The organism is Lentzea tibetensis, assembly GCF_007845675.1.
In the GTDB taxonomy this organism is placed as follows: Bacteria; Actinomycetota; Actinomycetes; order Mycobacteriales; family Pseudonocardiaceae; genus Lentzea; species Lentzea tibetensis.
In genome coordinates, this window is record NZ_VOBR01000002.1 from 415970 (window position 1) to 436099 (window position 20130).

A 20130-nucleotide genomic window follows, 5' to 3' on the forward strand; every position below is an offset into this window, starting at 1 on the left:
GGACCAGGGGTGACGAGATTTGTCGGCCGTCACCGGGAACTGGAGCTGCTGCAACGGACGCGGGCGCGTGCGGTGCAGGTGGTCGGTGATCCCGGGATCGGCAAGACGAGGCTGCTCGCGGAGTTCGCGGCCGGCAGGGGAGTGCGGGTGCTGCACGGGCACGCCGCCGAGTTCGAACAGCAGGTGCCGTTCGGGGTCTTCGCGACCGCGCTGGACGGGCTGGTCACCGACGAGCAGCTCGGGCTCGCGGGGCGAGCGGTGGAACGGCACCACGTGCACCGCGCCGTGCGGCGGTTGCTGGAGGAGCTGGCGTCTGAACGTCTCGTGCTCGTGCTCGACGACGTGCACTGGGCGGACGACGCGTCCATCGGGTTGCTGGACCACCTGGTTCGCCATCCAGCGCGACGGGTGCTGCTCGTGCTGGCGCATCGGCCGCGGCAGGCACCGCCCGCGCTGGTGGCCGCGCTGGCACGGGTGGAGCTGATCGAACTGGGGCCGTTGTCTCGCGCGGACGTGGCCGAGCTGGGTGGCGACGACGCGGTGCACGACGCCAGCGGAGGCAACCCGTTCTACCTCGAGGCGCTGGTGCGGTCCGGAGGGCTCGATCGGGGCGGGGTGCTGGCCGGGGAGCTCGCCGCGCTCACACCGGTGCAGCTGCGGGTGGCTCGCGCGGCGGCGGTGGCGGGCGACGTCTTCGACCCGGCGTTGGTGGCCGCGACCGCGGATCACGGGCTGAACGAGACGCTCGAAGCGCTGGACGGACTGGCCGAACGCGACGTCATCCGCGCGACGGCACGGGAGCTGCGGTTCCGGCATCCCTTGCTGCGCAACGCCGTCTACCAGTCGGCGGGTGCAGGCTGGCGATTCGCCGCACACGGCAGGGCCGCCCAGGCACTTCGGGAACGCGGCGCGCCCGCGGTTTCCCTGGCGCACCACGTCGAACGTGCCGCCCAGCCCGGTGACCAGCAGGCCGTCGCAGTGCTGCTGGAGGCGGCGGCCACGACGCTCAACACCGCACCCGCGTCCGCCGCGCACTGGCTGCGCGCGTCACTCGAGCTGCACCCGGACGACGGAATTAGGTTGGTGGCACTGGGAATGCTCGCCAAGGCACTGGGCATGACCGGCGAGCTGTGGGAGAGCCGCGACGTCCTGCACGAGGTGCTGCACCACCTCCCGCCCGGTGTGGAACGGGCGCGCGTGGCGGGATTCTGCGCGGGCGTCGAAGGCATGCTCGGCAGGCACGCCGAAGCCCGCGCGCTCGTCCTCGACGAGCTGGCCACGCAGAGCGGCGAGGCCGCCGCACTGCTCAAGCTCGCCCTGGCCGCGGACCGGGTCCGGCACGGCGACTGGGCCGAGAACCGCGACTGGGCCGCCGAGGCACTGGCGGCCGCCCGCGACCTGAACGATCCGGGCCTGCTGGTCGGCGCGCTCACCGCGTTCGTGCAGAACCGGATCGCCGACGGCGTGGTCGACCCCGACGACCACGACCTGCTCACCGAGGCGAAGTCCCTTGTGGACGGCTCACTCGACCAGGACCTGTTGCCGCACCTCGACTCCCTGGTGCACCTGGGCTGGAGCGAGGTGTTCTTCGAACGGCAGACCGACGCGCTGCGGCACCTCGACCGCGGCCTGCGGCTCGCCCGCGCGTCCGGCCAGCACCACGTGATCACCTACCTGCTGCTCGCCAAGGGCACGGCGCTCGGGGACATCGGCAAGCTCGCCGAGGCGAACGAGCCCGTCGACGAAGCCGCCGAGACCGCGATACTCATGCGCAGCGACGAGTTCCGCACCGTCGCGCTGGCCCAGCAGTGCTGGCTCGCCACCTGGCAGGGCGAGCTGGCCGAGGCACTTCGTCTCGGCCGGGAGGCGTTCGAGCTGGGCGGCACGGTCAACGACTGGTTCCGCGCCATCGGCGGGTGCGTGCTGGCCCAGGTCCACCACTACCGCGGCGACTCGGGCGCGTGCGTCGACCTGCTGCTGCGCGTGGGCGGAGGCCCGGACCTGCCGAACCTCCCTCCCGCGAACCGGGTGCTGTCGTTCGAGCTGCTCGCAGCCGCCGACGGGGACGCGTCGTGGGCGGAACGCGCCGAGAAGCTGGCCGACCGGCTCGGGTTCCCCGGCCGCCGGGGATACGCGCACCTGGCGTGGGCGCACGTGTCCGGCGATCCGCGACACGCGTTGTCCGCGGTGGACTGCTTCTCCCAGAACGAGGAACGCGTCAGCCTGGGCCGGGCACACCTGCTCGCCGCGAACCTGCTCGGCGCCGGTGACGAGGCCACCCACCACCGCGAGCGTGGACTGGCCGTGCTCACCGACTGCGGTGCGCACCTGTTCACGCGCAGGGCATCGGTTGCCCTGACGCCACGAGAGCTGGCCGTGGTCGAGCTGCTGGCGCAGGCGTTGACGGCCGAGGCGATCGGGCGCCGGCTGGGCATCTCGGGCCGGACGGTGACCAAGCACCTGGAGAACGCCTACCGCAAACTAGGCGCGACCGACCGGCTGAACGCCGTCCTGAAGGCGCACGAGCTCGGGATGCTGCCACGAGCCCATCGAGGATGCTCGCCGGCGCGCGGCGGCGTCCTTGCTGTCCTGCCACCACTGCAGACCGATCAGCGGGACGGTCCAGCTCAGGAAGGCGGACATGCCTGAGATCGCTTGCAGCATGGCCTGCTGGCTACCCCCGAACAGGGTGTCCACCTGCGGGGAGAGCACCAGCAGGAAGGTGATGGCCCACATCCGGTTCACGATGGCCGCCGTCGTCAGGACGTAGCTGCGCAGCATCCACCTGCGCTGCTCCTCAGTCTCCCCACGCCTGCCCAGCCGGTATCCCTTGATCGTGCACACCAGCCACAGGGTCGCCACGATGATGTGACTGGTCCTGGTCACCAGGCCGAATGAGCTCACCGCGCCGATCGCGAGGGCCGAAATGGCGGAAGGAACCACCCCGGCGAAGACGTAAAGTCGTTCGCTGGTCAGAAACGCGGACGGATAGCGCCGCTTGAACCACGGTGAGATCCGCAGGCTGGCGATGACCAACGCGATGACCGCCGTGAAGATGTGGAAGATGAGCACCGGGTAGTAGAGCGGGATGTCGAACCGCACCGGAATCCGTGACTGGCCGGGGTCCAAGGTCACGTAGGGCGGCAGCGCGAACAGGAGGAACGCCACGACGAGCACCGCGACGGCGGTCCACGGATGCCTCCACCAGGGCCGCGTCTTCGCCTTCCCCGACGTGGGCCTCGTTGCCGAGAGCTGCTCTGTCGTCATCGTCATCGCCGGTTCCTGTCGTTTCGCTCGCGGATCGTCGCAGTAGGACACGGCGAATACGGCGCTCAGGGTCGCTCGAGTTCCGTATCAACTGGTGACTTCTTTGCGATCGCACGCCGCTACGGCGCCTCGAGCACGCGCTCCCGCGACAGAGGGTTGCCACCGCCGGCCGCGAGCGCCGTCGCGGCACGCCTGTGCAGTCGGCTCGGTGTCCTTGCCCGGCTCGGGGGCGAAGCCGCCCTCGCCCGCGGTGAGGAAGACGGTCTTGGTCGGCCTGCCCGACCGGATCGAGTTGTGCAGGTCGGGGTTCATGAACGGGGTGTCGTCGTCCTGGTGGGCGACGACGTTGACGACGACCGGCTCGGGCGGCGCGACCGGTATGGCGAGTGCGGGCGCGGCGGTGACGAGGACGGCCGCGGCTGTCGGCCGGACGGCGCTCGGTATGTGATCCCCCCAAGATCACGCGCGGACAAGAAACCGGACCGCCCGGTGTCGGGCGGGCCACACGAGTGCGTTCGGCGTTGATGCGGCCGTAGCCGCCTTCCTCGCGCCCGGTACCTGACGGTCTTGTCGCGACGGTGCGGTACCGACAGCGCGCCGGCGAGAGTATTGCCGCTCACGTGCGGTCTCCGTCCACTTGGAACGGCGAAGAGTCGATGCTCAACCCGCCCAATTCCTGCAGTTGTGTCACCGTGTCGCGGTCGAGCGGTTGCTCGGGAGGCAGCGCGACCCCGGTGCGCAACTGGGACTCGTCACCGGAACCGAGCTGCCGCATCGAGCGCGAACGCGGAATCGTGTGGCGGGGGTCGGGCCGATGGAACGTTTCCCCGGTCGTGTGCTGTGCCGCAGATGTGGTGTGCGAATGATGGCCGCAGCCACACACGGAGGGTGGGGACGGCATGAGCTGGGGGCGGGGAGTGGCCAGGCCGGGGTGGATCGCCGCGGCGGCCACGACGGGCGGATCGAGCTCAGGTGTCCCAGGTGCGGCGCGACCACCGTGCTCGACCACCGAGACGAGCTCACACCGGCCATCAACACCCAGTGGGGAGTCTGCCCGTGAGCACGGGGTCCTCGAGCCGCTTCAGCAGCGCAGGCGTGACGCTCCGGTACGCCGCCGGGTCGACGGGGTTGATCCAGTGCGATGCCCGGACGTGCCGCCCGATGTTGACGCCGAGGTCGCCCAGCACCTCGTCGACGTTGTGCAGGGAGAACGGGATGATCTTCGTGCCCCGGCAGTGGTGCCCGTCCGTGGCGTCGTCCATGAACGCCAGCTGGGCGGCGACGGCCTCCCGCATGGCGACGGGGTCGGGGAGAGGTACCGCGCCCGCGAGGTCGGCCGCGATCCAGAGCGCCGCGATCTCCGCGTTCAACGGGCTGAAGAACGACGAGTTGTAGCCGTTGAAGTAGAGACCTGGGACGCCGATCGGCATGATCTGCCGGTACAGCAGGAAGTTGCCGCTCTCGTCGAGCAGGTGCGACTGGACGTCGGCGCCCAGGAAGGGCACGCCCTGCCGGAAGCCGGTCGCGCAGACGACCACGTCGGCCGGGAGCTCCGTGCCGTCGCTGAGCGCGGCGAACCGCCTGCCTTCCGAGGTGAACAGCTTGGCGATCGTCAAGCCGGGACGCACCACGATGCTGCCGTCGGCCACCCCTTCGAAGAAGCCCTCGGTCGCGAGCCCGATGGCGCCGCGCACGATGTCCTCCATGTGGCCCGGCGGCACCAGGCCGAGCTCGCGCAGCTTGAACTGCCGCGCCGACACCGAGCCGATCGAGTTGATCATGTTGCGGCGCAGGCCGTTGCCGGGCCCGTGCAGGAACTTCTCGAAGCCGCGCAGGTGCAGGTACCGGAACAACGCCTCGCCCATGCGGGTCAGCAGCAGCATCTTGAAGTTGAGGACTCCGCCGACCTTGCGCGGCACCTTCCACAGCAGCTGACGGGCGATCACGGTCGTGCTCGCCGCCACCTGGCTGATCGGCACGGTGACGTCGCACGCCGACTTGCCGTAGCCCACCACCAGCACGTGCTCGCCCTCGGCTTGGGCGGCGTCGTGGAACTCGGTGGCCGCGCACACCCGGCCACCGGCCGCGGTGAACTCGTCGAGCCCTGGGAACACCGGAACGGAGGGTTCGCAGAACACCCCGTTCGCCACGACGAGCCGGTCGAACGTCTCCGTGGCGCCGTCGAACTCGAGCGTCCACCCGCCGTCCGGGCCGGGGCGTGCCGCCGTCACCTCCGTGCGGAGGCGCAGCGGGATGCGGAACGACGCGGCGTAGTCCGCGAGGTAGGTCTGGATCTGGGCGCCGGTGGGCCACTCCGGGAAGTCCTCGGGCATCGGGAAGTCCGAGAACGAGTACTGGGCTTTCGGGCTCTGCGTCGTCAGGCCGGGGTAGCGCCGCGTCTCGCTCCAGACACCGCCCACGTCCGGAGTCCGGTCGAAGACCTGGACGTCGTGCCCGGTCTGCCCCAGCACCTTCGCGGTGACGAGTCCGGCGACGCCGGCGCCGATGACCGCGACCCTCATGGCATCCGCAGTTCGATGCCGAAGTCCGCCATGACGGCCTGGATCTTGGAGATGTCCTTGGGGCCGGGCGGCAGGTCCGCCAGCGCCTGGTAGTACCGCTCGAGCCCGGCGGGGGAGACCACGGAGATGACGCGTGACTCGTCGGCGTAGGGGTTGCGGAACGCGTGCACCACGTCGCGCGGCAGGAACAGGAAGTCGCCGTGCTCCAGCACGAAGTCCTCGCCGCCGAGATGGACGTCCAGGCGCCCGGAGAGGCAGATGAACGACTCGTCCTCGCGGGTGTGGACATGCGGCGGGGGACCGTCGGTCTCCGGCGGGATCGTGTACTCGAACAGCGAGTAGGCGTCGTGGGTCGACTTGCCGTTGGTCTTCATCGTGATGCCCAGCCCGATCGCGGCGATCCCGTGGCCTTCGCGCGAGGGGAGCATGTAGCCACCGCCCAGTGTCACCGTGGTCTCCTTCGAGTCGCCGGATGGAAGCGCGATCACAGCCTGAGGGCAGCCGAGGTGGCACGCCAAACGGCAGTCCCGCTCACCGGGACCGCACTTCACCGCCTGGTCGAGTACGCCCGCGACGCGGCAGCGGCGGCGAGCCGGACGGCGGGCCCGATCCGGTCCGCCCGCACCAGCTGCGTGGGGCCGGTGACGGACAGCGCGGCCACGACGTCACCGAGCGGGCCGAAGATCGGGGCGGCCACGCAGCTCACGCCGATGTTGCCCTCCTCGCGGTCGACCGCCCAGCCGCGGTGCGGGATCGCCGCCAGCTCGCGCAGCACGGCGACCGAGGTGGTGAGGGTGCGCGGGGTGCGCGGCGTGAGACCCGCGGCGATGACGGCCTCGACGGTCGGCGCGTCCGAGTACGCCAGAATCGCGCGGCCCAGCGCGGAGCAGTGCGCCGGGATCATCCCGCCGACCTGCGACAGCATCGGCATCGCCCGGTGGCCGGTGATCTTCTCCACGACCAGGACCTGGGTCCCGTCGAGCACCCCGAGCTGCACCGTGGTCTTGGCCGCGCTGTGCAGGTCGTGCAGGAACGGCAGCACCGCCTCGCGGAGCTCGTGCCGCACGGGCGCCAGCCCCGAGAGCTCGAACAGCCGGTTGCCGATGCGGTACCGGTCCTTCGGTTTGTCCAGCCAGCCGAGCTGGATCATCTTGTCCGCGGTGCGGTGGGTGGTCGACCGGGGCAGGCCGCACCGCGCGACCAGCGTCGCGAGGGTGAGCTCGCGATGCGTGGCGTCGAACGCGCCGAGGATCGCCGCGGCTCGGTCGAGGCCGCCCACGGCGTCCGAAGTGCGATCCCGCTCAGCGGGACTCATCGTTGGCTCCACGAGTCCATGCGTCTCAGGCTAACCCGGTGACCGAGACCCTCACCCGAACCGCGTTCGTGGGCGGTGGCGCCGCCGGCATCGGACACGCCGTCGCCGAGCACCTGGCGCGTTCGGGCCACCGGATCATCATCACCGGACGCCGGGCGGACGTGCTCGAGACCGCGGCGGCCCGGCTGCGAGACCTCACCGGCGTGGACGTCAGCTCGCTGGTGGACGACATGGCCAGCCCCGAGGCCGCGGTCACCGACGTGGACGTCCTCGTGCTCAACGCGGGAGGCCCAGCGCCCGGCCGGGTCCTGGACGTGCCCGACGAGCAGTGGCGGTCGGCGTTCGAGCTGCTCCTGCTCGGGCCGTTGCGGCTGGCCCGGCTCGCGCTGCCGCACATGGCGGGCCGCGGGTTCGGCCGGGTGGTGTTCGTGACCTCGACCGCCGTGCGGCAACCGCACCCGGATCTCGCGGTGTCCGTCGTGCTGAGGTCCGCGGTCACCGCGGCGGCCAAGCTGCTGTCGCGGGAGTTCGCGGTCAAGGGCGTGACGGTCAACTGCGTGGCACCGGGCGCCACCGACACCGCGCGCCGCAGACAGGTCCTCGCCGCCCGCGACGAGCGCGACGCCGACGACACCGCCACCATCCCGGTGGGCCGCGCGGCGCGGCCGGAGGAGATCGCGGCGGCGGTGGCGTTCCTGGCGTCCGAGGCCGCGAGCTACGTCAACGGGACCGTGTTCACGGTCGACGGTGGCAGAACGGAGACGATCTGATGGCCGAGTCCGGACCGGACTTCAGCATGGCCGACTTCCTCGGCGCCATCTCGGACACCGTGCGGCCGAGCGCAGCCCGCCCGATCGTCGTGCGCGCCGGGGAGCTCGAGACGTTGCCCGCCGGCGAGATCCACAACCCGACCACGCTGTCGATCGCGGGAAAGCTGCCGACCGCCACGTTCGAGATCTTCCGGCAGACCATCCCGCCGGGGTCGAGCTCGGACATGCAGCGCCACCACCACGAGACCGTGCACTTCGTGATCTCCGGCGACGGGCACAGCGAGGTCGAGGACGAGACCGCGTCCTGGTCGGCCGGCGACTTCGTCTACACCCCGCCGTGGACGTGGCACCGCCACTACAACGACTCCGCCGAGCACCCGGTCGAGTTCCTGACGATCGAGAACTCGCGGCTGCTGGGCCTGCTGGGCGTCGGACGACGGCAGAGCGCCGGGCTGGTGACCGTGGACGAGGCCCGCGCCCGATTTCGAGGGGACGAGACATGATCGATCACATCAGCATCTGGGGCGACCTGGCCGACGTCGGCCACGAACTGTCCCACGTGGACGTCGGCGGCGTCCGCACGCGAGTCCTGCGGGCGGGGGCGGGTCCCGACCTGATCCTGTTGCACGGCACGGGCGGCCACCTGGAGGCGTACTCACGGGACATCGCCGGGCTGGCCGAGGACTTCCGCGTCACCGCGTACGACATGGTCGGCCACGGCTGGTCGGACCTGCCGGACCAGCCGTACACGATCGACGTGCTGTCCGACCACCTGCTCGGCCTGATGGACGCGCTGGGCATCGAGTCCGCGCACCTGTCCGGAGAGTCGCTCGGCGGCTGGGTCGTCGCCTGGACGGCGGCGCACCACCCGAACCGGGTCGACCGGCTCGTGCTGAACACGCCCGGCAACATCGCGAACAAGCCGAAGGTGATGGCGCGGCTGCGGGAGAGCACGATGGCCGCCGTCCAGGACCCCAGCGACGAGACCGTGCGCCGGCGCGTGGAGTTCCTGTTCCACCACAAGGAGATGGTGACCGACGAGCTGGTGAACCTCAGGCGTGCGGTCTACACCCGGCCCGGCTTCGTGCGGGCGATCACGAACACGCTGGTCCTGCAGGACCCGTTGGTGCGCAAGGACTTCGCCTGGGACCCGGCCTGGGTCGGCAAGATCGGCGCGCCGACGTTGCTGCTGTGGACCGAACACGATCCCACGGGCGGGCTCGACGAGGCCGCGATGCTGCTGGACTGGCTGCCGGACGCACGCCTGCACGTGATCTCCGACGCTGGTCACTGGCCGCAGTGGGAGAAGCCGGACGAGTACCTGCGGACGCACCGCGACTTCCTGCTGCTCGGAAAGGACCCGGAATGAGCGAGATCGTCGGCTTCGTCGGCCTGTCCCATTCCCCGTTCGCCACCCTGCTTCCGCCGCGAGACCCGGCCGAGCCGGGCGGCCGGTTCCTGGCCGACGTGGCGCGGGTGGCCGACGCCGTTGCCCGGTTGGCGCCGGACGCGATCGTCGTCATCGGCCCCGACCACTTCCACGCGAACTTCTACGACGTGATGCCGCCGTTCGCACTCGGGGTCGAGGCTGCCGTCGGTTTCGGCGACTTCGGCAGCCGGTCCGGGCCGTTGCCGATCGCGGCCGAGCTCGCGTGGCTCATCCGGGACGCGCTGGCGAGCTCCGGGTTCGACCTGTCGCTGTCCTACTCGCTCACCGTGGACCACGGTGTCGTGCAGAGCTACGAGATGGTGACCGGCGGAGCCGACATCCCGCTCGTGCCACTGGTCGTCAACACCGCCGCCCCGCCGCTGCCGAGCATGGAGCGGTGCGTCCTGCTCGGCACGGTCCTCGGCGCGGCGATCCGGCGGTCGGACTTCGCCGGACGGGTGCTCGTCGTCGCGAGCGGTGGGCTGTCGCACTGGCTGCCGTCCAACGACCCGCGCACGGTGGAGGGGGAGCGGCGTGAGGCGGTGATCCACGGGCGTCAGGACGTCCGGGCCTTCGCCGCGGCACGCGAGCCGCGGGTGCGCGCCATGGGCGGCGATCCCACCGCCCGCGTCAACGCCGTGTGGGACCGCTGGTTCCTCGACCAGCTCGTCGACGGCAACCCGACGCAGATCGCCGCACTCGGTGACGACCACCTCGAGGAGAACGCGGGCAGCGGCGGGCACGAGATCCGGACCTGGCTGATCGGGCAGGCCGCGGTCGACGTCCCGCTCGTGTGGACCAGCTACGAGCCGGTGCCCGAGTGGATCACGGGCATGGGCATCGGGGCGACCTTCGATGTCCGCTGAAGCGTCCCGGCGCCTGGCCGCCGCCCGTGCGCAGCGGCGGCCCTGCGCCCCGGTCCGCGGCCTGCTCCCGGACATCGGTGCGGCGTACGCCGTCCAGTCCACCTGGGTCGCGGGCCGGGGTGCGGCGGGAGCGAAGGTCGTCGGCCGCAAGATCGGGCTCACCAACCCGGCCGTGCGCGCGCAGCTCGGCGTCGACCAGCCCGACTTCGGTGTCCTGCTGGACGACATGGGTTACCCCTCGGGCGCACGCGTCGACGTTCGCCGCACCCTGCAACCGAAGATCGAGGCCGAGATCGCCTTCGTGCTGGCCGACGACCTCGCGGGTCCGCGGACGGGTCCGTTGGAGGTGGCCGCCGCGACCGCGTACGTCGTCGCGGCGCTGGAGATCGTGGACAGCCGGATCGCGGGCTGGGACATCAGCATCCTCGACACCGTCGCCGACAACGCCTCGGCCGGGTTGTTCGTGCTCGGCGACCAGCCCCGCCTGCTCCGCGACCTCGACCTGCGCGAGTGCACGATGACTCTGTGGCGTGGTGACGACCTCGTCTCGACCGGGGCGGGGGCCGACTGCTTCGGTGACCCGGCCGAGGCCGTCGCGTGGCTGGCGACGACGGCGCGGGAGCTCGGCAGCCCGTTGCGAGCGGGCGAGGTCGTGCTGTCCGGCGCGCTCGGTCCCGTCGTGCCGGTGCGGCCCGGTGACCGCTTCCACGCCGTGATCAGCGAGATCGGCGAGGTCTCCGTCAGCTTCACCGGAGGTGGCTCGTGACGAAGGTGGCGGTGATCGGCTCGGGCAACATCGGGACGGACCTCATGGTGAAGGTGCTGACACTGGGGGAGCGGCTGGAGATGGCCGCGATGGTGGGCATCGACCCCGCGTCCGACGGCCTCGCGAAGGCCCGGCAACTGGGTGTGCCCACGACGTCCGGTGGCGTCGAAGGCCTGATCGCCATGCCGGACTTCGCCGGCATCCGGATCGTCTTCGACGCCACCTCGGCGAAGGCGCACGAGGCCAACGCCCGTGCACTCGCGCCGCACGGTGTGCGGATGGTCGACCTGACCCCGGCCGCGCTCGGCCCGTTCGTCGTGCCCGCGGTCAACCTCGAGGACCACCTGGACGCGCCCGACATCAACATGGTCACGTGCGGAGGCCAGGCGACGATCCCGGTCGTCGCGGCGGTCGCACGCGTGACGCCCGTGCGGTACGCCGAGATCGTCGCGTCGATCGCCTCGAAGTCCGCCGGACCGGGTACCCGCGCCAACATCGACGAGTTCACCGCGACGACGGCCCGTGCGATCGAGGTCGTCGGTGGCGCGGCGCGCGGCAAGGCGATCATCGTCCTGAACCCGGCCGAGCCGCCGCTCATCATGCGCGACACCGTGCTCTGCCTGATCGACGACGAGGATCCCTCGGCGCACCAACGAATCCGCGCGTCGATCGGGGCGATGGTCGACGAGGTCGCGGCGTACGTGCCGGGCTACCGCCTCAAGCAGCAGGTGCAGATCACGCCGGTGACCGGTGACGTGCGCACGCTGACCGGTGGAGCGCCTGCGACCCACCAGGTGTCCGTGTTCCTCGAGGTCGAGGGCGCCGGCCACCACCTGCCCGCCTACGCGGGAAACCTGGACATCATGACCTCCGCCGCCCTGCGCGTGGCCGAGCACGTGGAGGCGACGTGTTCATCCAGGACGTGACGCTGCGGGACGGCATGCACGCCGTGCGCCACCGCATCGCGCTCGACGACGTGGCGCGGATCGCGGCCGCGCTCGACGCCGCCGGGGTGGACGGGATCGAGGTGTCCCACGGCGACGGTCTCGGTGGCGGCAGCCTCACCTGCGGACCGGGCAGCCACACCGACCGGGAGTGGATCGAGACCGCGGCCGCGGCCATCTCGCGCGCTCGCCTGACCACGCTCCTGCTACCGGGCATCGGCACCGTCGACGACCTGAGGCGCGCCAACGACCTCGGTGTCCGGTCGGTCCGCGTGGCGACCCACTGCACGGAGGCCGACATCGCCGCCGAGCACATCGCGGTGGGGCGTGGGCTCGGCATGGACGTGTCCGGGTTCCTGATGATGAGCCACCTGGCCGAGCCGGGGGAACTGGCCCGGCAGGCGAAGCTCATGGAGTCGTACGGCGCCCACTGCGTCTACGTCACGGATTCCGGTGGCCGGCTGATGATGGACGGCGTGTGCGACCGGGTGCGCGCCTACCGCGACCTGCTCGATCCGGTGACGGAGATAGGCATTCACGCACACGAGAACCTGTCGTTGTCCGTGGCGAACTCGATGGCGGCGGTCCAGGCGGGTGCGTCGCGCGTCGACGCCTCGCTGGCCGGGCAGGGCGCCGGGGCCGGCAACTGCCCGCTCGAGGCCTTCGTCGCGGTCGCGAACCTCAACGGCTGGCGCCACGGCTGCGACCTGTTCGCGTTGCAGGACGCCGCCGAGAACCTGGTGCGCCCGTTGCAGGACCGGCCGGTGCGGGTGGACCGGGAGACGCTGACCCTGGGCTACGCCGGCGTCTACGGCTCGTTCCTGCGGCACGTGGAGACGGCCGCCGAGCGGTACGGGGTCGACGTGCGTTCCATTCTCGTCGAGGCGGGCAGACGGGGACTGGTCGGCGGTCAGGAGGACATGCTCGTGGACGTGGCCCTGACTCTCGCGGCGCGCCAGTCACTGGCCCGGTGACACCCACACGGGATGCCACCGTCAGCCCCGGCGACCGATCCCGGCCGCCAGCCCGTCCAGCACCATCCCCAGGCGGCGCTCGAACACCACGTCCGGATCGGGGAGGTCCTCGGCCTCGAGGACCAGCCGTCGCAGGTAGGGAAGTCCGCCCTCCTGCAGCAACTGCGTGATGAACGGCCCGGTGTGGCGCTGGTAGCCAGCGAAGTCCAGGCCGGTGCGCCGCTGCGCCTCGACCTCTCCCAGCTCCTGCACGACGAAGCCCCTGGTGAACTGCAGGGCGGTGGACAGCAGGTCCAGCATCCCGTCGATGTCGAGACCGAGCCCGTCCACGCACGCCAGACCGGTTTCGAGGAACCGCCGGGCATTGGGTCCCAGGCTCGGCCGGTGCCCGAACCGGACGATCCAGGGGTGGGCGTGGTGGAGCCTGCGCATCTCCCCGGCCAGCCGGGCGACGTCGGCGCGCCAGCTCCCGGACGGGATCCCGGTCAGGTCCAACTCGCCCAGCACCGCGTCGTACATCAGCTCGGTCAGGTCTTCCTTGCTGCCGATGTGCCGGTAGAGCGACATCGGGCTGTGGTCCATCCGCCCCGCGACCTTGCGCATCGAGACCGCGTCGACCCCGTCCTCGTCGGCCAGGGCGATCGCGGCCGTGGTGATGGCCCGGTAGTCGAGTGTGCGCGCCGGCCCACGCCCCTGGCTGGAGAGGCGTGCCCAGATGACGGGCGGCGGTTCGTCGGTCACGGCAGCGCTCCTTGCGTGTGTTGCGTGCATCCTACGGGCCGCATACGGTGTACACGTCTAGTCGCGTACGCTGTATACGTCTAACTCGTCGATCTCGTTCGAGGTGTCCCCATGCCGTCTTCGTCCTCCCCGTCCATCGCCGTCGTCGGCGGCGGCCTCAGCGGGTTGGTGCTGGCCCGGATCCTGCAGCAGCACGACATCGCCTGCACCGTCTACGAGCTCGACGCCACCGCCGACGCCCGGCGGCAGGGCGGCCTGCTCGACCTGCACGTCGAGTCCGGCCAGCTGGCCCTGCGCGAAGCGGGGCTGTACGAGCAGTTCCGCCTGCTCACCCGGCCGCAGGCAGAGGCGATGCGGGTGATGGACAAGGCGGGCACCGTCTTCATCGACCAGGCCGCCGAGGGCAACTCGGGCAGACCTGAGATCGACCGGACGGAACTGCGCGCCCTGCTGCTGGATTCGCTCGACCTGGGACGGGTCGTCTGGGACCGCAAGCTCAGCCGAGCCCGCCGCATGGACGACGGGCGGTACGAACTCGTCTTCGCCAACGGCTCGCGCGAGACCGCGGATCTGCTGATCGGAGCCGACGGCGCCTGGTCCCGAGTCCGCCCCCTGCTCTCGAGCGCCTCCCCGGAGTACGCCGGAATCAGCTACGTCGAACTCCACGTCACCGACGCGCCGGCCAAGGTGCCCGCCTCGGCCGCTCTGGTCGGCACCGGAAGCCTGTTCGCCCTGTCGGACAACAAGAACCTCGGCGGGCACGGAGGCCGCGACCTGCACCTGGGAGCCATGCTGCGGACCGCCGAGGACTGGCTCGACACACGCGGCGTCGACTGGTCGGACGCGACCGCCACCCGCACCGCCCTGCTGGCGGAGTTCGCCGACTGGACCCCGGCGCTGACCGACCTGATCCGCCACTGCGACGACGAGATCACACCCCGCCGGATCTACGCCCTGCCCACCGGCCACGCGTGGCCGCGCACCCAGGGGGTGACCCTGATCGGCGACGCCGCCCACCTGATGTCGCCGTTCGCGGGCGAGGGCGCGAACGCCGCGATGCGCGACGCCTGCGAGCTGGCGCTGGCGCTGATCGAGCACGGTGACGACGTCGAGGGCGCGCTGCGTCAGTACGAGACGGCGATGTTCCCGCGCGCCGCCGACGCGGCCCGGCGGTCCGCCCGCGGGCTCGACCTGTGCTTCGCCGACGACTCCCCGCGTGGCCTGGTCGAGTTCTTCGGCAGGGTGGGCGTCCCCGGCACCCCGGCGGGGCACCGGTAGCAGCGCCGTGCGGGGTTCCGGTGGACATGCGGCTCCGGTGCGGGGTCAGGCCCTGGTCCACAGCGTGATGTCGCTGCTGGTCGCCACCACCAGCGTCGCCCCGGATGGGGAGAATCCGGCCGCACGCAGTTCGGAGTGGCGCGAATGGAAGATGTGCCACCAGGTCTCGCCGTGCGCCCCGCCGGTGTACGGAGTCCCGGTGGACAACAGCACCCGCTCGTGCGGCCAGTCCGGGCTGGCGACGTCCACCGACCAACCCGTGGTGCCGGTGTGCAGACCGCCGCCGGCCAGCCCGGCCATGGGCACGCGACGCTGCGCGATCGGCCCGATCCCTTGGCACGTCAAGTCGTTGTCGTCCGGCCAACCCGAATCAGGCTCGTGGTCGCGGGCCAGGCGCTCACCGGTGACCGTGTCGAACAGTCCGAGCCCGCGTGTGGACGCCACCAGCAGCAGGTCGCGGCCGCTGTCGGGATCAGTGGCGAATCCAACGCCGAGCAGCCCTCCGACAGCGACCACGTGGCAGTCAGCCGGACGCCACGGTGGGGGCGCCGACACCGTCGGCGCGGCCAGAAACCTCGCCCGCTGGCCCCGTTGATGGTCGGTGAGCGAGAGATCCTCCGGCATCCCGCGAGTATGCCGGAGCCGAACACCGAGAGCCCTTGCAGGGCAATGATCACGATGTGAGCTCGGACGACTTTCATGCGTGAGCAGCCGGACCTGCCGAAGGCCTCGTATCCGACCTGGCCCGTTCCGGAAGCGCACTCAGCAGTTCTCTGCGCGAGCTGATAGCGAGTTTGGCGAAGATCTTCTTGAGGTGCCATTCGACGGTGCGTGGGCTGAGGAACAGCTGACTGCCGATCTCGGGGTTGGTGAGTCCGGTGCGGGCGAGTTGGGCGATCTGGGCCTCTTGCGGGGTCAGCTCGTCATGGGTTCCAGCTCGCCGTTTGTGGATGGTCTCGCCATTCGCCCGCCGTTCGCGGCGGGCGCGTTCGGCGAACGCTTCCATCCCCATCTCGACGAACATGCTGTGCGCGGTGCGCAGATGCTCACCCGCCTCGACGCGCCGTCTCTCACGGCGGAGCCATTCGCCGAACAGCAGGTGCGCCCTGGCGTGTTCGGTGCGCATGCGGGTGCGCCCGAGGTGGTCGATCGCGTCGCGGTAGTGAGCCTCGGCCCCGGTGACCAGGGCGTTGCAGCGGTCCTGGATGCCCAGGGCCCAGTCGGTTGCGCTGGGGGTGGTGGTCTGTTCGAGTCGCGCTCGTGCGTCCTCGGCGAGTGCGTGCTGGTCGGTGCGGACGGCGGCCTCGACGAGTTCGGGCAGCGACCAGTTGGACAAGGCCAGCTCGCTCGTCTGCCCAGCACCCGACCTGGCTGCTTCACATGCCTGCGGGTAGCGGCCCAGCCCGTTGTACAGCACGGCCTTGGCGTGTTCGACCATGGTCAGGCCCATGCCCTCGCCTCGCCGCATCAGTTGTGCGCTCACCGCGTGGATCAGTGGGGCCGCGGTGGCCTCGCGCCCCTGAAATGCGGCCAGTGCCAGGGCGCTGTAGTGGGGGAGCCCCAGGACGCCGTACGGGGCGGTCCCCGCCACGGTGACGTCGGTGACCGCCGCGACCTGCTCGACCAACGATGCGGCAGAGGTGAGCCGGCCGGCGAAGAGCTCAAAGCGGATCTGGGTGTCGAGCGCGAGGGGAAGCATGTACAGCCCGCCGACCTCGCGCGCGAGCCTCGTGTGCCGAGCGCTCAGCTCCTCCCAACTCTCGTCGTCCCACAGGTCGAACGCGGCGTGCGCGGCCGGCCAGAGCCAGCCCATGGCCTGGGTGATCGTGATGTCGGTGGTCCGGAATGCGCGCACCGCGTCTTTGAGCAGTGGCGCTCCGGCGGCATGGCCTTCGGTGATCACCAGGGCGAGGCCGTCGAGCAGCAGGTCCTGCGGACGAGCCGCCGTCGCCGACGTGGGCGCCGCCCGCGCGGCCCTGGCCACACCGACCAGATCCACCTCACCGGCCAGCCGGCCCACGATGATCGCCGTGAAGAGCGCACTCAGATAGGTGTCCCGCGATGTCAGCGGGTCCAGCGGTGCCAGCTCGCGGGCGGCCGTCAGCAGCAGTGGTGGGCCGTCAAGGGCTCGGCTCGAGCCGAACGCGGTCCGTCCACGAAGCAGGTGCGCCCTGGCCTGCTCACGTTCGTTCAACCGGCCGGCCTCGGCCTGTGCCAGCAGCCGCAGCGCTGCCTCCGCATCGCCGGAGAAGTGCTTGGCCTCGGCGGCTCTCAGTGCGCGACCAGCCCGCCGCGCCGCATCGGGGGTCAGCTCGGCCGCCCGTTCCAGGAACGCGGCCGCGGCCGCCAGACCGCCCAGGGTCAGCGCCCGCCCGGCCGAGTGCTCGAGCTCGGCCGCGACCTCCTCGTCCGGGCTGCTCGCCGCCAGCGCACGGTGCCAGGCACGCCGATCCGGGTCCCGATGCGGATCTGTCACCTCCGCCAACGCCTGGTGCGCCGCTTGACGAGCCGACGGCGCCGCCGCCCGGTACACCGCCGAGCGCACCAACGGATGATGAAACCGGATCTGCTGCCCGGTCTGCGTGGCGAGCCGCGCGTCCACCGCCGGCGCGAGCGCGCGGAATCCGATCCCCGCCTGCTGGGCGGCGCCCCAGACCAAGGCCGCGTCCCCGGCCGACTCGGCGGCGGCCAGCAACAACAGTCGCTGAGTTGCCTCGGGCAAGGTGCTGATCCGACGCAGGTAGTGGTTCTCCATCTGCTCGGAAAGCCCACCCGCCCCCGGCAGATCGAACCCACCGGCCAGCTCCGCCGCGCTCATGCCGCGCGGCAACTCCAGCAGCGCCAGGGGATTGCCACCGGTCTCGACGATGATCCGATCACGAATCCGCTCGTCGAGCCGTCCCGGCACAGCCCAGGCCAGAAGCGCCCGCGCGTCCTGATCCTCCAGCCCGCCGAGCGGCAGCTCGGGCAGACCCTCCAGCCAGCGGGTCACCGGTTCGCGAGCGGTGAACACCAACGCCACCGACTCCGCGAGCAGGCGACGGGCCGCGAACCCGAGGGCCTGACCAGACGCGTTGTCGAGCCAGTGCGCGTCGTCCACCAGGCACAACAGCGGCCGCTCCTCGGCCACCGCGGACAACAGGCTCAACACCGCCAAAGCCACCAGGAACCGGCTGGGAACCTCCCCTGGCGACAGACCCAGCGCGACACGCAATGCGGTCTGCTGCGGCTCGGGAAGCAGGTCAAGTCGTCCGAGCATCGGCGTGCACAGCTGGTGGACGGCTGCGAACGGCAGCTCCATCTCGGCCTCGACACCGCAGATGGCCGCTACCCGGAAACCGGTGGCCTGCCGGGCGCAATGGTCCAGCAGCGCGGTTTTACCCGTCCCCGCCTCACCGCGGATCACCAGCACGGCGCTCTGCCCGCCGCGGACGTTCTCGATGAGACCTTCGAGCAACTCACGCTCGCCGCGCCGGCCCAGCAGCACCGGCGGCCGGCTCCCAGGCGCGGCAGTCCGCATCGGCTGAGCGTAGATGCCGGACAGCCTTGCCGGGTACCGATCCCAGGGTGACGACCAGGGTGTTGGGCCAGGCGGTTCACGGGCGCGGGAAACGCCACCTGGCTGCGTGAATGGATGTCGTAGTGCCGTTCCTACTACTCGGAATCGGGAGCACCGATGTCAGGCCTCACAGACCAGATCAGGCACAGCGTCAACAATCCCCTGATCTCCACCGACTTCAACTTCACCGCGGTACTCGACGACGTGTTGGGCACTGTCGGTCTCAGCGTCGAGGACGCTGGTGGGAAGGTGACCTTCTACGGCGGAGCCGACCCGTTGATCGCCAGTCCGTTCTTCTTCGCGTCCGCGTCCGCGGTGGCGCTCGCCGCCAAGGGTGTTGCCGCTTCGGCGATCTGGCGCGAACGCGGCGGCGACGACCAGGACATCGCCATCGACACGCGGAAGGCGTTCCAGCGGTTCTCCGGATTCGCGGACGGTCGCTGGGAACAGATCAACGGACGGCCGCCGTCGTACAAGTGGAACAAGTACAACCCGTTCGCCGAAGTGCCGTTCTTCCGCAAGACCCGCGACGGGCGGCATGTGATCGCGCTCAACGTCTACCCTGGGCTGCATCAGAAGGCTCTGACGCTCCTGGACTCCGCGGACAACGCCAAGTCGATCAACGAGGCCATCGCGCGGCGGGACGCCGACGAGCTCGAGCAGGCGGCCGCTGAGGCAGGCGTCATCATCGCCAAGGTGCGATCGACCGAGGAGTTCTTCCAGGAACAGCAGTACCAGCAGGTGCTGCAGCACATGCCGCTCATCTCTGTCGAGAAGATCGCTGACGGCGACCCGCAGCCGCTGGCAGCCGGTGCGTCAACGCCGCTGGAAGGCATCCGGGCCCTGGGAATGGGGCATGTCATCGCCGGCGCCGGGATCGGCAGGGACCTGGCATCGTTCGGGGCCGACGTCCTGAACGTGTGGCGCCCGGACGACAGCGAGGTCGAGCCGTTCTACTGGGACACACAGGTGGGCATGCGATCGGCGTACCTGTCCGACGCAGGTGACGATCGCGCGAAGCTCGACGAGCTGTTGCGGGGAGCGGACGTCTTCTTCTCCAACCGTCACCCCGGCTACCTGGAGCAGGTCGGCCTGACCGCCGACGAACTCGCCGTCGGCCACCGGGGTCTGATCCACGCGCAGGTGCTGCTGCACGGCGCCGAGGGGCCGTGGGCGACACGTCCGGGATTCGACGAGGTCGGCGCCACCGTCAGCGGGATCTTCGCTCTCGGCGGCACCCTCGAAGAGCCCGAGCAGCCACCGATGCTGCCCATCGTCGACAACATCGTCGGCTGGCTCGGCACCGTCGGGGTGCTGGAGGCGCTCCGCCGCAGAGCCGTCGAGGGCGGCTCGTACCGCGTCCGGGTCTCACTCACCCGCGTCTGCCTCTGGCTGATCTCCCTGGGGATCTTCGACAAGGAGTTCGCCACCGCCACAGCGGGGAGCACTGCGGAACACTCGGCCATCCCGCCCGAGCTGTTCACAGCGAAGACCCCGCTCGGCACCTACCAGGGCATGACTGATCAGATCGAGTTCTCTTCACTTCCGCAGGGATTCACCACCACTGTGCTGCATCCGATGGGCGCCGATCAGCCGGAATGGTTGCCGCGGGCCACCAACCCGGCCTGATCCGCAGTAGCCGACGACGGCGCCATCGACCCCCTTCGAAGAGGCCCGTCCCGCGGTGGCACGTGGGACG

General features: G+C 70.9%; 18 protein-coding genes and 1 pseudogene. 11 read left to right on the forward strand and 8 right to left on the reverse strand.

Annotated features, from left to right (window positions below; genetic code table 11):
• Positions 1-9 precede the first annotated feature (9 nt).
• Entirely contained in the window at positions 10-2649 is a 2640-nt protein-coding gene (locus FKR81_RS03860) for an AAA family ATPase (protein WP_146349495.1), read from the forward strand.
• A gap of 66 nt (positions 2650-2715) precedes the next feature.
• Here the strand turns inward: FKR81_RS03860 and FKR81_RS44855 are convergent.
• Together FKR81_RS44855 and FKR81_RS44860 are read right to left on the reverse strand one after the other, a co-directional pair.
• Positions 2716-3273 (reverse strand): annotated as a pseudogene (locus FKR81_RS44855) (DUF2306 domain-containing protein); the annotation flags it as partial.
• A gap of 81 nt (positions 3274-3354) precedes the next feature.
• On the reverse strand, positions 3355-3579 hold the full coding sequence (locus FKR81_RS44860; RefSeq protein ID WP_146349497.1) for a hypothetical protein: 225 nt from the start codon (positions 3577-3579) through the stop codon (positions 3355-3357).
• Here FKR81_RS44860 and FKR81_RS44865 point away from each other — a divergent pair.
• Positions 3578-3715, forward strand: coding sequence for a hypothetical protein (locus FKR81_RS44865; protein WP_235921268.1), 138 nt, complete (start codon positions 3578-3580; stop codon positions 3713-3715). The two genes, FKR81_RS44860 and FKR81_RS44865, sit on opposite strands and share 2 nt — an antisense overlap.
• A gap of 583 nt (positions 3716-4298) precedes the next feature.
• Here the strand turns inward: FKR81_RS44865 and FKR81_RS03875 are convergent.
• From FKR81_RS03875 to FKR81_RS03885, 3 genes are read right to left on the reverse strand one after another with little or no spacing between them, the layout of a single operon-like run.
• Positions 4299-5789, reverse strand: coding sequence for a flavin-containing monooxygenase (locus tag FKR81_RS03875; protein ID WP_146349498.1), 1491 nt, complete (start codon positions 5787-5789; stop codon positions 4299-4301).
• A complete protein-coding gene (locus tag FKR81_RS03880; RefSeq protein WP_235921270.1) occupies positions 5786-6277 on the reverse strand; it encodes a cupin domain-containing protein in 492 nt (163 codons plus the stop codon). Before FKR81_RS03880 ends, FKR81_RS03875 begins: the two co-directional genes overlap by 4 nt.
• A gap of 59 nt (positions 6278-6336) precedes the next feature.
• On the reverse strand, positions 6337-7104 hold the full coding sequence (locus FKR81_RS03885) for an IclR family transcriptional regulator (RefSeq protein WP_146349499.1): 768 nt from the start codon (positions 7102-7104) through the stop codon (positions 6337-6339).
• Between the two features lie 38 nt (positions 7105-7142).
• On the opposite strand from FKR81_RS03885, the gene FKR81_RS03890 reads away from it, so the two are divergent.
• Genes FKR81_RS03890 through dmpG form a run of 7 tightly spaced genes read left to right on the forward strand, consistent with a single transcriptional unit; the run spans position 7143 to position 12853 of the window.
• Entirely contained in the window at positions 7143-7874 is a 732-nt protein-coding gene (locus FKR81_RS03890) for an SDR family oxidoreductase (protein WP_146349500.1), read from the forward strand.
• On the forward strand, positions 7874-8377 hold the full coding sequence (locus FKR81_RS03895; RefSeq protein ID WP_146349501.1) for a cupin domain-containing protein: 504 nt from the start codon (positions 7874-7876) through the stop codon (positions 8375-8377). The genes FKR81_RS03890 and FKR81_RS03895 overlap by 1 nt, the downstream gene beginning before the upstream one ends.
• The gene (locus tag FKR81_RS03900) at positions 8374-9243 is read left to right on the forward strand and encodes an alpha/beta fold hydrolase (RefSeq protein WP_146349502.1); all 870 of its coding nucleotides are present in this window, start codon (positions 8374-8376) and stop codon (positions 9241-9243) included. The genes FKR81_RS03895 and FKR81_RS03900 overlap by 4 nt, the downstream gene beginning before the upstream one ends.
• Positions 9240-10169 (forward strand): DODA-type extradiol aromatic ring-opening family dioxygenase, encoded by a 930-nt coding sequence (locus FKR81_RS03905; protein WP_146349503.1) that lies wholly within the window; start codon positions 9240-9242, stop codon positions 10167-10169. The genes FKR81_RS03900 and FKR81_RS03905 overlap by 4 nt, the downstream gene beginning before the upstream one ends.
• Entirely contained in the window at positions 10159-10935 is a 777-nt protein-coding gene (locus tag FKR81_RS03910) for a 2-keto-4-pentenoate hydratase (protein WP_146349504.1), read from the forward strand. Before FKR81_RS03905 ends, FKR81_RS03910 begins: the two co-directional genes overlap by 11 nt.
• The gene (locus tag FKR81_RS03915; RefSeq protein WP_268891515.1) at positions 10932-11861 is read left to right on the forward strand and encodes an acetaldehyde dehydrogenase (acetylating); all 930 of its coding nucleotides are present in this window, start codon (positions 10932-10934) and stop codon (positions 11859-11861) included. The genes FKR81_RS03910 and FKR81_RS03915 overlap by 4 nt, the downstream gene beginning before the upstream one ends.
• Positions 11843-12853, forward strand: coding sequence for a 4-hydroxy-2-oxovalerate aldolase (dmpG, locus tag FKR81_RS03920; RefSeq protein ID WP_235921274.1), 1011 nt, complete (start codon positions 11843-11845; stop codon positions 12851-12853). The genes FKR81_RS03915 and dmpG overlap by 19 nt, the downstream gene beginning before the upstream one ends.
• Before the next feature lie 21 nt (positions 12854-12874).
• On the opposite strand, the gene FKR81_RS03925 is transcribed toward dmpG, so the two are convergent.
• A complete protein-coding gene (locus FKR81_RS03925) occupies positions 12875-13594 on the reverse strand; it encodes a TetR/AcrR family transcriptional regulator (RefSeq protein ID WP_186762746.1) in 720 nt (239 codons plus the stop codon).
• 111 nt (positions 13595-13705) lie between these two features.
• Between FKR81_RS03925 and FKR81_RS03930 the strand changes: the two genes are divergently transcribed.
• A complete protein-coding gene (locus FKR81_RS03930; protein WP_146349506.1) occupies positions 13706-14872 on the forward strand; it encodes an FAD-dependent oxidoreductase in 1167 nt (388 codons plus the stop codon).
• 45 nt (positions 14873-14917) lie between these two features.
• Here FKR81_RS03930 and FKR81_RS03935 read toward each other — a convergent pair whose 3' ends face one another.
• On the reverse strand, positions 14918-15496 hold the full coding sequence (locus FKR81_RS03935) for a hypothetical protein (RefSeq protein WP_146349507.1): 579 nt from the start codon (positions 15494-15496) through the stop codon (positions 14918-14920).
• 73 nt (positions 15497-15569) lie between these two features.
• Positions 15570-18392 (reverse strand): helix-turn-helix transcriptional regulator, encoded by a 2823-nt coding sequence (locus tag FKR81_RS03940; RefSeq protein WP_146349508.1) that lies wholly within the window; start codon positions 18390-18392, stop codon positions 15570-15572.
• Between the two features lie 156 nt (positions 18393-18548).
• Between FKR81_RS03940 and FKR81_RS03945 the strand changes: the two genes are divergently transcribed.
• Complete coding sequence (locus tag FKR81_RS03945; protein WP_146349509.1) at positions 18549-20060, forward strand: CoA transferase; 1512 nt, start codon at positions 18549-18551, stop codon at positions 20058-20060.
• The last annotated feature ends 70 nt before the right edge of the window (positions 20061-20130 follow it).

Coding starts and splice junctions, on each gene's coding strand:
- FKR81_RS03875 (WP_146349498.1), bottom strand. CDS start 5,789: ATGAGGGTCGCGGTCATCGGCGCCGGCGTCGCCGGACTCGTCACCGCG.
- FKR81_RS44865 (WP_235921268.1), top strand. CDS start 3,578: ATGAACGGGGTGTCGTCGTCCTGGTGGGCGACGACGTTGACGACGACC.
- FKR81_RS03905 (WP_146349503.1), top strand. CDS start 9,240: ATGAGCGAGATCGTCGGCTTCGTCGGCCTGTCCCATTCCCCGTTCGCC.
- FKR81_RS44860 (WP_146349497.1), bottom strand. CDS start 3,579: ATGAACCCCGACCTGCACAACTCGATCCGGTCGGGCAGGCCGACCAAG.
- FKR81_RS03895 (WP_146349501.1), top strand. CDS start 7,874: ATGGCCGAGTCCGGACCGGACTTCAGCATGGCCGACTTCCTCGGCGCC.
- FKR81_RS03930 (WP_146349506.1), top strand. CDS start 13,706: ATGCCGTCTTCGTCCTCCCCGTCCATCGCCGTCGTCGGCGGCGGCCTC.
- FKR81_RS03940 (WP_146349508.1), bottom strand. CDS start 18,392: ATGCGGACTGCCGCGCCTGGGAGCCGGCCGCCGGTGCTGCTGGGCCGG.
- FKR81_RS03885 (WP_146349499.1), bottom strand. CDS start 7,104: ATGAGTCCCGCTGAGCGGGATCGCACTTCGGACGCCGTGGGCGGCCTC.
- FKR81_RS03945 (WP_146349509.1), top strand. CDS start 18,549: ATGTCAGGCCTCACAGACCAGATCAGGCACAGCGTCAACAATCCCCTG.
- FKR81_RS03935 (WP_146349507.1), bottom strand. CDS start 15,496: ATGCCGGAGGATCTCTCGCTCACCGACCATCAACGGGGCCAGCGGGCG.
- FKR81_RS03910 (WP_146349504.1), top strand. CDS start 10,159: ATGTCCGCTGAAGCGTCCCGGCGCCTGGCCGCCGCCCGTGCGCAGCGG.
- FKR81_RS03900 (WP_146349502.1), top strand. CDS start 8,374: ATGATCGATCACATCAGCATCTGGGGCGACCTGGCCGACGTCGGCCAC.